Source organism: Mesorhizobium sp. WSM4806 (assembly GCF_055811635.1).
Genome location: NZ_JBVVQZ010000015.1, coordinates 84,955 through 96,730, shown reverse-complemented (window position 1 = coordinate 96,730; position 11,776 = coordinate 84,955). Strand labels below are relative to the sequence as shown.

Here is an 11,776-nt window from a genome sequence, read left to right as displayed (position 1 = left end):
CGCGTTGCGCCGACAAGCTATTTGACCTTGATGATGACCTTGCCCTTGGCCCGGCCCTGTTCAATGTATGCCAATGCCTCGTTGGTCTGCTCAAGCGGAAAGACGCGATCTATAACCGGGCGGATGACGCCCGTTTCGATGAGCGACGTGATTTTTGTCAACTGCCCGCCATTGGCCGCCATGAACAGGAACGAATATCGGACATCTGCGCGTTTCCCCCGTCGCCTGATGCCTGCGCTCAAAACGCGCATGACCAGGTTCAGCACCCAGTTCAGCCCTTTCTCCCTGGCAAACCCAGGATCGGGCGGACCGGAGATCGAAACGGCGACGCCACCTGGCTTCAACACACGCAGGGACTTTTCGAGGGTCTTGTTGTCCTGGCTATTCAGGACGACATCGTAGCCCGAAAGGACTTTCTCGAAGTCATCCTTCTTGTAGTCGACAATGACATCGGCGCCCAGCTTCCTGACCATATCCGTGTTCGACGCGCTTGTTGTCGTGGCGACCGTTGCGCCGAGGTGCTTTGCCAATTGGATGGCGAATGTCCCCACTCCACCGGAACCAGCCTGAATGAAGACCTTCTGTCCTTTCTTCAGCTTCGCTTTTTCAACCAGCGCCTGCCAGGCGGTCAGCCCCACCAGGGGAATGGACGCAGCCTCTTCCATGCTGAGGTTCTTTGGCTTCAGGGCCACGTCCGCATCATTAATGGCGATGTATTCAGCGAACGCTCCGATTTGACCGTCGCGCGCTCGCGCATAGACCTCGTCGCCCGGTTTGAATTGTCGGACTTTCGCGCCGACGCGAATGACCGTTCCGGCCACGTCATGGCCTGCGACAAAGGGTCGGCGGTAGGGCAGGATGAGCTTGAATTCTCCGTCCCTGATCTTGGAGTCCAGCAGATTGACGCTGGCGGCATGGATCTGCACCAGCACGTCATTGTCCCCTGCTTCCGGCTCTGGAACCTCTCCAAGCCGTAGGCGAGCTTTCTTTGCATATCGATCGACGAAGAAGGCCTTCATTGCAGCTTTCCTAAAGTGAGGAGACCCGGAGCGCCCGATCGACATCTCCGGTGCCTCGCCCTATTGCATTATAGTCACTTAATGATAATATGGTCGTAATTCAATAGCTGATCGAAGGAGAAAAACATGCGCTACGAGAAAGGCAGGAGGGAAGCATCGCGGCAGCGGATCATGGATGTAGCGACCGAACGGTTTCGCTCCGACGGCATCGCTGCATCAGGTCTCGCCGGCATCATGGGCGAGGCGGGACTGACCAATGGAGCTTTCTATCCCCATTTTCCGTCCAAGGCGGCGCTTGTGCGTGAGAGTTTGGCGGCCGCCCTGGAGGTTCAGACGGCCCAGATCCAGGAGCTGTTGGCCGCCGGCGGCGCGTCATTGGCCATCGATACGTATCTGTCGGCGGAACACCGAGACAATCCAGGCAAAGGTTGCGCTTCAGCCGCGCTGTTGCCCGAAATTGCGCGTGAGCCGATCGAGACGCGCCAAGTTTACGCCGAGCACCTGCTCAAGCTCGTACGCCAGGTAGCGGCCGAGCTTACGCCCGACGCTCGCGATCCCGAGGCTGTCGCGTTTGGCGTCTTCGCGACCCTGATCGGCACGCTTGAGCTGTCCCGCGCGGTGAACGGAACCGAACTGTCCGATCGCATTCTTGAGGCTGGCGCGGTGGCGGCGAAGGCGCTGCTCCAGCCCCACGAGAACGGCAAGCCGGAAGAAAGGAAACCATCATGAACGTGCATCATCTGTCGCGACCTGCCGCGATCATCAAACACAGGGACGTGCCGACGAAAACGGTCGACGTCGACGGTACGAAATTCGCCTACCGGGAGCTCGGGCCCACAACCGGGGTACCGGTGATCTTCCTTACTCATCTGAGTGCGGTACTCGACAATTGGGATCCCCGGGTCGTCGATGGCATTGCCGCAAAACGGCGCGTTATCACCTTCGATAACCGTGGTGTTGGCGCATCAGGCGGGTCCACTCCCAACACGGTGGAGGCGATGGCCCGCGACGCGATCGCCTTCATCCGCGCCCTCGGCTTCGAGCAGGTCGATCTGCTCGGCCTATCTCTTGGCGGCTTCATCGCCCAGGCGATTGTTCAGCTGGAGCCTAATCTGGTTCGCAAGATCATCCTCGCGGGAACCGGCCCAGCCGGGGGTACCGGCATCGACAGGGTGACGTTCGTCACCATCTTCGACATGATCCGCGCCGCGCTGACCATCAGGAACCCAAAGAACTACCTCTTCTTCACCCAAAGCCCCAACGGCAAGAAGGCGGCGCGCGAGTTTCTGCAGCGCTTGAAGGAACGGACCAATGACCGCGACAAGCCCATCGCCCTCGGCGCTTTCAGCCAGCAGCTCAAGGCAGTCCGTGCCTTTGGCCTTGAGCGCCCTGCCGACCTCTCGCGTGTCCGGCACCCGGTGCTCGTGGTGAATGGCGATCACGACAGAATGGTGCCCACCAGCAATTCCGTCGACCTGGCACGACGCTTCCCCAATGCCGAGCTGGTCCTGTACGAGGACGGCGGGCATACGGCCATTTTCCAGTATCACCGCGCCTTCGTGGAAAAGGCCCTGGACTTCCTCGAGGCCTAATCCGACCGTGCCGGTGTGGCCAGTTGGTGGGCAAATGACGCTTCGATCCATGCGCTAACCTGACGGGCAACACCGTACACTAGATCGGGGAAGCCCTGAGGAAGGAAGCGCACGCAAGCTAATTCGCCGAATCTGCGTTGCTTCGACAACGAACCTTCAGTCTGTTCCCGTAAAGCCAAGTGACACCCGTGCGTCAGGATGCGGCGCGCAGGCTCGTACGGACGCGCCGCCTGCTTGTGGCGCGGGACTTCTCCGCCACGACACCGGTGATCTCGACCACGCCGTTCTCATGCGGTTTGGCGTTTGTGACCTTGTGGAGACGCTCATAGGGCAACAATTCCTTGACCCGGGCGTCGAGCACCGCGACTTCGGCTCGCAGGTCCTCGCATTCCTGCCTCTGGACATCGAGCTGTATCTGTTCGGATGCCTGCTGCAGGGAAAGCTGCGAAAAATTCGCGCTCACGGTCGAGAGGTGCATCTTGTCGTTTTCGTTCTCCTTTCTGAGAACCGACAATCTTTCCTCCGCAATTTGCTTTTCGGCGACAGCGTCGCTCCATTGAGCCTTGAGATTGGCGATCTCGCTCGCGGCTTGATTGTTCTCGTTCGAGGCGACTTCAAATCGTGATTGGAGGTTGCGAATTTCAGAACGCAGGCCGCCGATCTCAGCGAAACTACGCGCACGCTCGGCTTCCCTGTCACCTTCCATAATACGGGCCGCTTCCGTCATTTCCGACAACTTCGCTTGCGCGATATCGAGCGATTTCTGCAGCCGCATCTCCTCTTGTTCGCTCTTGCCGAGCGCAGACAGCAGTTCCGAAAGTCGCGCCGCGTCACTGGCATGAATCGTCGAGAGCTCGTCCAGCCGGTGCCGCGCCTCAGCTTCCCGCTTCAGCGCCTTGTCGAAGTCGATCGACAGGCTGACATGCTTTTCCCGCAATATCTCGTTCTCGCGCGCGCATCGGTTGGCCTCGGCCGTTCTGGCCGAAAGCGTTTTGATGAGGTCGCCGAACTCCGCTTCGCGCTCTGCGCTCGCATTGCCTGCCACGACGAGTTCCAGCTTTGCTGCAGCCAGCGCACTGCGAAGTGCCTCCTTGTCCTCGGCCAGGCTTATCTCGCGCTGCTGCAGGGCCTCGACGGCGCTTTCACGCTCGCGCTGCTTTCTGGTCGCATCGTGGAACTGCTCCGATAGCACTCTTTGCTGCGTGGTCAGGCTGACATTTGCCAGTTCCAGTTCGTTGGCGCGAAGAATGTCCCCGTGAAGCAGCTTCAGGAATTCGCCTGTCAGGTGATGCGAGGTCGCGATCTCCGACAGTTTCGTGTTGATCTCCTCCAGATACTCGCGCGCATCGTCAAACAGCCCCTCAACGGCATCTAGCGCAGCCAGGCGGGTTTGTGTGTGGGAGGTCAGCCGCCGTGCGATCTCGGGAGCGTCGGCATTGTCCTCGGGCTGAGAGTTGTCATTCCTTGCCGCGAGGTTCTCATCCGGAACGTTGTCCAACGGCGATTGGTCGTCCAGGTTGAGACACTCATCGAACGCATCCGCCAAATCGGCTTCGAGTTCCTTGAATGCCCTGTCCACCGTCTCGGCACGCTTGATCAGACTTCTGATTTTCATGACTGAACATCCCCTACTGTAACGCCATCTGGGGTCTTGATCCTCGCCTCCCGGATACGGGTTCATCCCCTTCCCCCTGATCGCGCGGTGGCGCATGAGGCGAGCCCACGCTAGGGACAGGCCTGGCCACTGTCCTCGTCTGTTTGAATGATGCAGACCTTGTAACTGCCAGTGTGGACAGCGCAGCTTCACTGCGGCGATAAAACCCATCATATCGGGAACCGCGTTGACGTAAACGTCAACCCGAAGCTATATGCGCCGGCGACCTTGATCGCGAAATGCGCAAGACGGCGACTTCGGGCCGGATCAAAGTGCCCCAGACCGAAGTGCAATGGGGTGCGACAAACGCAACGAGACGAGGAGAACGGCCATGGGCGTTCAGGAAATTGCCGACAAGATCAGCGCGCGCGTGGCGAGTGCCGGGTTTGATCGTTCCGTCAAATTCGATACCGGAGGCGACGGCGTCATCGTCATCGACGGCGCTGCTGTATCGACCACCGACGCGCCGGCCGACTGCACGATAAAGCTTTCGCTCGACGATCTGGAATCGCTGACATCAGGCGATCTCAACCCGACCATGGCGTTCATGTCCGGCAAGATAAAGGTCGAAGGCGACATGAGCGTCGCCATGGCGCTGAGCCAGTTGATCGGCTGACCCATTCCAATCCTGGATGGAAACAAGCCGCCGCCCGATGGCAGCGGCTTGTTTCCGATCCGTCAGGCAGCGAGCGACAGCCGCTGTGCCTTCAGCTTGCGCCCGGCCGCCTTCAGCGTGCCCTGCGCGCCGGCGAGCACGCCTTCCAGCAGCTCCAGCGCCAGCAGGCGGTGCCGCTCATAAGGTCCCGGCATGGCCAGCGAGCCGGTTTTATCGGCCGAGAACCCGAAGCGCTCGTAATAGGGCGCATCGCCGACCAGCAGGATCGCCGCATGGCCGAGGCGCGCGGCTTCAGCGATTGCATGGCGCATCAGCGCCGAGCCGATGCCGGCATTCTTGATTGTGGGATCGACGGCGAGCGGGCCAAGCAGAAGGGCGGACCTACCGCCCTCGCCCAGCACGACATCCCAGAGCCGCACGGTGCCGGTGACAGCGCCCGACGCATCGCGTGCGACAAAGGCAAGGCCTTCCGAAGGCCGGCGGCCGCGCCGCAGCTTTTCCGACGATTTTCTCCGGCGCTTCGGCCCCATGGCGCGATCGAGCAAGGCCTCGCGCGCCGGGACGTCAGCAGCGGTTTCGGCGGTGATGACGAAAGCGCCAGCAATCTCCCCCCTAGAGGGGGAGATGTCGCCGAAGCCGACAGAGGGGGGCGCCGCGCGTGCAGCGTCGGCGCCACGCAGTCCAAGAGAGGTCGCGACAGCTGAGGCGACCCCCTCTGGCTGCTTTGCGGCCATCTCCCCCTCAAGGGGGGAGATTTGCCGGCTCACAGCGCCATCAACAATGAAATCCACAATTTCCATTTCCGCGATCCTTCACGAGCGGATTGTTCCACAGGCGAACCGAAGCGGGCGATCTCGTCGCCCGCGCCGGATGATCTGACCGGCTCTTGCGAGCCGTCAGATCACGTAGGATCGGAGAGGCTCGAAGCCGTTGAAGGCGACCGAGGCGTAGGTCGTCGTGTAGGCGCCGGTGCCCTCGATCAGCACCTCGTCGCCGATGGTCAGCGACAGGGGCAGCGGATACGGCGTCTTCTCGTACATCACGTCGGCCGAATCGCAGGTCGGGCCGGCGAGCACGCACGGCGCGGTCTCGGTGCCGTCATGCGCGGTGACGATCGGGTAGCGGATCGCCTCGTCCATCGTCTCGGCGAGGCCGCCGAACTTGCCGATGTCGAGGAAGACCCAGCGGACATTGTCGTTGTCGGCCTTCTTCGAGATCAGCACGACTTCCGACTTGATGACGCCGGCATTGCCGACCATGCCGCGGCCCGGTTCGATGATGGTCTCGGGAATCGCGTTGCCGAAATGCTTGCGCAGCGCCGAGAAGATCGCCTGGCCATAGGCCTGTGCCACCGGCACGTCCCTGAGGTAACGGGTCGGGAAACCGCCGCCCATATTGACCATCTTGAGCACAATGCCTTCGTCAGCGAGCGTAGCGAACACCTTTTTGGCGTCGCCGAGCGCGCGGTCCCAGGCGGTCAGGTCGGTCTGCTGCGAGCCGACATGGAACGACACGCCATAGGCGTCCAGCCCGAGCGCCCTCGCGTGGCGCAGCACGTCGACCGCCATCGCCGGCACGCAGCCGAACTTGCGCGACAGCGGCCATTCGGCGCCTTCGCCGTCGGTCAGCACGCGGCAGAACACACGGGCGCCGGGTGCAACGCGGGCGATCTTCTCGACCTCCTCGACGCAGTCCACCGCGAACAGCCGGATGCCGAGTTGATAGGCGCGCTGGATGTCGCGCTCCTTCTTGATGGTGTTGCCGAAGGAGATGCGGTCCGCCGCCGCGCCGGCGTCCATCGCCATCTCGACTTCGGCAACGGAAGCAGTGTCGAAGGACGAGCCCATCGCAGCAAGCAGGCGCAGGATTTCCGGCGCCGGATTTGCTTTCACCGCATAGTAGATTTTCGAATCGGGAAGCGCCTTCTCGAAGGCGCGGAAATTGTCGCGCACGACATCGAGATCGACGACGAGGCAAGGGCCGTTCGGACGTCGGGTGGCGAGGAAGTCAAGGATGCGCTGGGTAGCCATCGGGGTCTCTCCATAGCGCCTTTCGGCGCACACAAAGGCTGCGGACACGGGTCATCGACCTCGCGAACACGCGGTGGACAAAGGCGGGACGTCAATCCGTGGAACCAGCCGGTGGAGACCCCGGAACCATGAAGCGCCGTCTCGCGGCGGTGAACCTTGGCCTTGCCCGGCCTCGGTTCGCTTTGTCTGCCTTGGCTTGGATTGGGAGAACCCGTTCCGCACTGCCGGCAATGAAGGTGTGCCTCTTCAGTAACCCCGGTCTTTGGACGACCGGCAGAACACCAGAAAGGCCCGCACCGTCGTTGCTTCAAGGTGTCCTCGGTCTGGCGGTTGGCCGCTAAACCGACTGGAGGGGTTAGCTCCAGTTACCTTACCGATATCCCTCACCATTTTGAGGATCGGCGGACACCCACAGGCACGTGCGACTTTGGGCAAGCGCGATATAAGGTCGATGGATTTCACAATCAATAAAAATCGTACGCCAGGTTGTAAAATTCCTGGCCTCGAACAATGTTGCAACAACTGTATCCGGATATCGAACGCATGACAGGCACTCGCGGCCCTCTGAACGCTTTTCTCGACCTCGACGGTATCCCTGTATCCAATGCGCAATCCGGCCCGCTTGCCGGCCTGCGGCTGGCCGTCAAGGATATTTACGACGTCGCCGGCTACCGCACCGGCTGCGGCAATCCGCAGAAATACCAGGAGGCTTCACCCGCCTCGGCGACAGCGCCGGCCGTCCAGGCGCTGCTTGATTCGGGCGCGCGCTTCGTCGGCAAGACGCAGACCGACGAACTGGCCTTCTCGCTGATGGGGCTGAACGCGCATTTCCCGTCGCCGGTCAATCCGGCAGCACCTGATCGCGTCACCGGCGGCTCGTCCTCCGGTTCCGCCGCCGCGGTCGCCGGCGGGCTGGCCGACATCGCCGCCGGATCCGATACCGGCGGCTCGATTCGCGCCCCGGCAAGCTTTTGTGGGCTGATCGGCCTGAGGACCACGCATGGCCGCATCTCGCTCGAAGGCGCCATGCCGCTGGCCCCTTCACTTGATACGTTCGGCTGGTTCGCCAGAGACATGGTCACCTATGACAAGGTCGGCGCGGTGCTGCTCGCCGACGATCTGCACAACCAAGAATTGCAGCGCCCCCTCGCGCTGGATGCGCTGGACGGGCTCGTGCTCGGCCCGCAGGAAGCCGACGAGTATCGCGCCATGGTCCGCACTGTCGCATCGGTGCTGGGCGCTCCGCGCACCGTTGCCCCGCTGTCGCATTCCACCGACGATCTCTATTGGTGCTTCCGCAAACTGCAGGGGTACGAGGCGTGGCAAAATCATGGTGCCTGGATCGCCGGCGGCGATCGGATGCTCGGCCCCGGCGTTAAGGAGCGCTTCGAGCATGGCGCAGCCATCGACGGGGCAACCGCGCAATTCGAAACGGAACGTCGCGTTTCGTTTCGTCTTGAGCTTGCCGACCTGCTTGGCGAGGACGGCGTTCTTGTGCTGCCGACCGCTCCAGGTGCCGCCCCGCTCAAGGCCGCCTCATTCGCCGATTTGCAGACCTATCGCGAACGCGCGCTGAGACTGTTGTGTCTTTCCGGTCTGTCCGGCTTTCCGCAGATCACCCTGCCGCTGGGCCTGGTTGACGGCGCCCCGTTCGGCCTCTCGCTGCTCGGACCGAAAAACAGCGACCGGCAGCTGATGGCGCTTGCCGCGCGCATCCTTTCAGCCCACCAGAGGAGCGCATGACATGGATACGCTGACCCGCATGCGCGCCTTCATCGACGTTGTCGAGGCCGAAGGATTTTCGGCAGCGGCGCGCAAGATCGGCCGCTCCAAGGCGCTGCTGTCGAAATATGTGCGCGAGTTGGAGGACGAGCTCGGCGCGCTGCTGCTCAACCGCACCACCAGGCAGTTCTCGCTGACCGAGGCCGGCCACACCTATTACCGCCGCGCCTCGGAAATCGTCCGCGAGGTCGACAGCCTGGCCGATGCGGTGCGCGAATCCTCTGGCGACGTGCGCGGCAGGATCAAGCTGTCGGCGCCGCGCACCTTTGCCGACGCGCCGATCGGCCTATCGCTGATCGACTTCGCCAAGCAGCATCCCGACATCGTGCTCGACATTCATCTCGATGACCGCTTCGTCGATCTGGTCGAGGAAGGCTTCGATCTCGCCGTGCGCATTTCGCGGCTGGAAAGCTCCTCGCTGATCGCCAGGCGCCTGGCGCCGTTCTCGGTGCGGCTGTGCGCATCTCCCGAGCTGATCGCCAGGCACGGCATGCCGACGCGGCCGCAGGACCTTGGCCGCATGCCCTGCATCATCGACACCAATGGCCGCTGGCTGACCAACTGGCCGTTCAAGGGCGACAGCGGCGACACGGTGACTGTTTCGGTCTCCGGTCCGATCGAGGTCAACAGTCCGATGGCGGCAAGAGCCGCCGCCGTGGCGGGATTGGGATTTTCAGTCCTGCCGGATTTCATCGCAGCGCCCGACATCGAAAGTGGCCGGCTGGTGACCGCGCTGGATGACCGCATCCTGCCGGGTGGCGGCATTTTCGCCGTCTATCCGCACCGGCGCTATTTGCCTGCGAAAGTTCGCGTCTTTGTCGATTTCCTGGTGCAGTGGTTCAAGACGATTGACAATGCATGAGCTTTTGGCCGCCCGGGGTCCCATTTTCGCCCGCTTTCTGGTAACTCTCGACAGTCACCGAAGTCGATGGAATCACCACCCAGAATGAACCTGAAGCGGCAAGCAATCATGATGGCTTCGGCCATGGCGGCGACTTTTGCCACGGTCGGGCCAGCCGACGTGCATCCCCACGTCTTCGCCGAGGCTCGCCTCGAAGTGATCCTCAGCCCGGATCACCAAAGCGTGAAGGCCTTGCGTCATGTCTGGCGCTTCGACGATTTGTTTTCGAGCACGGTGATGATGGAGTTCGACAAGAATTCCGACCTGAAGCTTGACGACAAGGAGCTGAAGGAAGTCGCCGACACCGTCCACGCTTCGCTGGCGGAGTTCAATTACTTCCAGCTCGTCACCGTCGACGGCAAGGATGAGGCGATGAGCCCGCCGCCGCAGCTGATGGCGAATTTCGACAACGACCAGCTCATTATCCTGTTCGAATCCGAACCCAAGGCGCCAACCAGGCTGGCCGGCAAGATCGATATCGGCGTCTATGACCCGACCTTCTACACGGCGATCGATTTCACCGAGGATGCCAATATGCAGGTCGCCGACTTGCCGTCGACATGCACGAGCAAGGTCGTTCGTCCGAACCCCGACGAGGCGATCGCCGCGAACCAGAAGAACCTGACGGACGCCTTCTTCAATGATCCGACAGGCACCGATATGAGCAAGATATTTGCGACCAAGCTTGAACTGAACTGTCAGCCAAAAGGATAATCCGGTGACGAAACCGTCCCTGCGTTTGGCTTTCGGCCTTTTAGCCGCCGCCCTTGTCATGACGCACGTCCTCGGCTCAGCCCACGCCCAGAGCTCGCTCGGCATCGGCACCAATGACGGGATGGCTCCCACCACCGGCCCGTTCGCCCAAATCCTGATGTGGATCAATCTGCGTCAGCAGGAATTCTACCGCGCGCTTGCCGGTGCGATGAAGGCGATGCGTGAGGACGGCAGCAAGCTGTGGCTGCTTATCGGCCTGTCCTTCGCCTACGGTATTTTCCATGCCGCCGGCCCCGGTCACGGTAAGGCGGTGATCTCGTCCTACATGGTCGCGAACGAAGTCGCGCTCAGGCGCGGCATCATGCTGTCCTTCGTCTCGGCCCTGTTGCAGGCGGTGACGGCGATCCTGGTGATGATGCTCGCCTACTTCGTCCTGCGCGGCACCACCATATCGATGACCGACGCGGCATGGTTCCTCGAAGTCACGAGTTTTGTCTTTGTCACCCTGTTCGGCGCCTGGCTTTTGTGGCGCAAGGCCGGCCCTGCCATCCTTCGCCTGTTCGGTGCGAACCCTGCCTATAGCCTTTCGGCGGCCCATGCCGGCCATTCGCAAACAGGCCATCCTGCACATGCGCATTCGGTGCATGCGCTTCACGCACATGGCCATGACGGCCACGATAACCATGATAGCCATGACCATGGCGCACACGACCGTCGCCATGACCATGGCGGGCACCATCACCATGCGGCGGGCGATGTCTGCGAGACGTGCGGACATTCACACGCGCCCGACCCGGCGCTGCTTTCCGGCGACCGCTTCGACTGGCGCACTGCCTGGTCTGCGGTGGCCGCGGTCGGTATCCGGCCGTGCTCGGGCGCGCTGATCGTGCTGAGCTTTGCCATGCTCAACGGGCTGTGGTTCGGCGGCATCCTGTCGGTGCTGGCGATGGCACTCGGCACCGCGATCACCGTCTCGATCCTGGCGACGCTGGCGGTGACGGCCAAGAACTGGGCGGTGTATTTCGCTGGCGACGGCCGCATGGGCAACCGCATCCATTCAATCGTCGAGATCGGCGGCGCCGCCTTCGTCTTTTTGTTCGGGTTGCTGTTGTTGTCGGCGAGCCTGACTGGCGGATGAAGCAGTCCCTTCACCCTTACCGGGCGTCGGCGCTGCCCCTCACCCTTACCCTCTCCCCGTAAAAAACGGGGAGAGGGGGATTGCCAAGGTTGAGGCAGCCCCCTCGCCCCGTTTACGGCATATGCGCTAAGATAGGAGTTGCAGCGGGGAATCGGTTGTGATTCTACGCTGCGATGACTCACGAATCGCTTGTAGATGACGGCTGGGCCGAGACGATTGAGCTTCTCGGTGGTGAAGAGTTGATCGCGGGGAGTGCTCGCGAGACGAAGGCGTTCCTGCGGCCGCCGGGCGTCAGATCGGCTACTGATCTGTTGCGCCTGACTCTGGCTT

General features: G+C 62.0%; 11 protein-coding genes. 7 read left to right on the top strand and 4 right to left on the bottom strand.

Annotation, left to right across the window (positions count from 1 at the left end):
- Window positions 1-17: 17 nt before the first annotated feature.
- The gene (locus tag AC0L2M_RS22385; protein WP_023798029.1) at window positions 18-1,019 is read right to left on the bottom strand and encodes an NADP-dependent oxidoreductase; all 1,002 of its coding nucleotides are present in this window, start codon (window positions 1,017-1,019) and stop codon (window positions 18-20) included.
- Between the two features lie 126 nt (window positions 1,020-1,145).
- On the opposite strand from AC0L2M_RS22385, the gene AC0L2M_RS22380 reads away from it, so the two are divergent.
- Window positions 1,146-1,748, top strand: coding sequence for a TetR/AcrR family transcriptional regulator (locus AC0L2M_RS22380; RefSeq protein WP_023798030.1), 603 nt, complete (start codon window positions 1,146-1,148; stop codon window positions 1,746-1,748).
- The gene (locus AC0L2M_RS22375; protein WP_473535916.1) at window positions 1,745-2,611 is read left to right on the top strand and encodes an alpha/beta fold hydrolase; all 867 of its coding nucleotides are present in this window, start codon (window positions 1,745-1,747) and stop codon (window positions 2,609-2,611) included. The genes AC0L2M_RS22380 and AC0L2M_RS22375 overlap by 4 nt, the downstream gene beginning before the upstream one ends.
- Window positions 2,612-2,804: 193 nt before the next feature.
- Here the strand turns inward: AC0L2M_RS22375 and AC0L2M_RS22370 are convergent, their stop codons facing one another.
- Complete coding sequence (locus AC0L2M_RS22370; RefSeq protein ID WP_473535957.1) at window positions 2,805-4,226, bottom strand: coiled-coil domain-containing protein; 1,422 nt, start codon at window positions 4,224-4,226, stop codon at window positions 2,805-2,807.
- A 370-nt stretch (window positions 4,227-4,596) separates the two neighbouring features.
- On the opposite strand from AC0L2M_RS22370, the gene AC0L2M_RS22365 reads away from it, so the two are divergent.
- Window positions 4,597-4,881: an SCP2 sterol-binding domain-containing protein gene (locus AC0L2M_RS22365; protein WP_473535915.1), complete on the top strand. Its 285-nt coding sequence runs from the start codon at window positions 4,597-4,599 to the stop codon at window positions 4,879-4,881.
- 62 nt (window positions 4,882-4,943) lie between these two features.
- On the opposite strand, the gene AC0L2M_RS22360 is transcribed toward AC0L2M_RS22365, so the two are convergent.
- Window positions 4,944-5,615 carry a GNAT family N-acetyltransferase gene (locus tag AC0L2M_RS22360; RefSeq protein ID WP_473535914.1) on the bottom strand — a complete coding sequence of 224 codons (672 nt, stop codon included), beginning with the start codon at window positions 5,613-5,615 and terminating at the stop codon, window positions 4,944-4,946.
- A gap of 162 nt (window positions 5,616-5,777) precedes the next feature.
- The gene (odc2, locus tag AC0L2M_RS22355; protein ID WP_473535913.1) at window positions 5,778-6,911 is read right to left on the bottom strand and encodes an ornithine/lysine decarboxylase; all 1,134 of its coding nucleotides are present in this window, start codon (window positions 6,909-6,911) and stop codon (window positions 5,778-5,780) included.
- 543 nt (window positions 6,912-7,454) lie between these two features.
- Between odc2 and AC0L2M_RS22350 the strand changes: the two genes are divergently transcribed.
- From AC0L2M_RS22350 to AC0L2M_RS22335, 4 genes are all read left to right on the top strand, one after another.
- Window positions 7,455-8,654: an amidase gene (locus tag AC0L2M_RS22350; RefSeq protein WP_473535912.1), complete on the top strand. Its 1,200-nt coding sequence runs from the start codon at window positions 7,455-7,457 to the stop codon at window positions 8,652-8,654.
- Window position 8,655: 1 nt separating this feature from the next.
- Complete coding sequence (locus AC0L2M_RS22345) at window positions 8,656-9,555, top strand: LysR family transcriptional regulator (RefSeq protein ID WP_128168892.1); 900 nt, start codon at window positions 8,656-8,658, stop codon at window positions 9,553-9,555.
- A gap of 84 nt (window positions 9,556-9,639) precedes the next feature.
- Window positions 9,640-10,308 (top strand): DUF1007 family protein, encoded by a 669-nt coding sequence (locus AC0L2M_RS22340; protein ID WP_023798037.1) that lies wholly within the window; start codon window positions 9,640-9,642, stop codon window positions 10,306-10,308.
- Between the two features lie 58 nt (window positions 10,309-10,366).
- Window positions 10,367-11,446 carry a nickel/cobalt transporter gene (locus AC0L2M_RS22335; RefSeq protein WP_473535956.1) on the top strand — a complete coding sequence of 360 codons (1,080 nt, stop codon included), beginning with the start codon at window positions 10,367-10,369 and terminating at the stop codon, window positions 11,444-11,446.
- The last annotated feature ends 330 nt before the right edge of the window (window positions 11,447-11,776 follow it).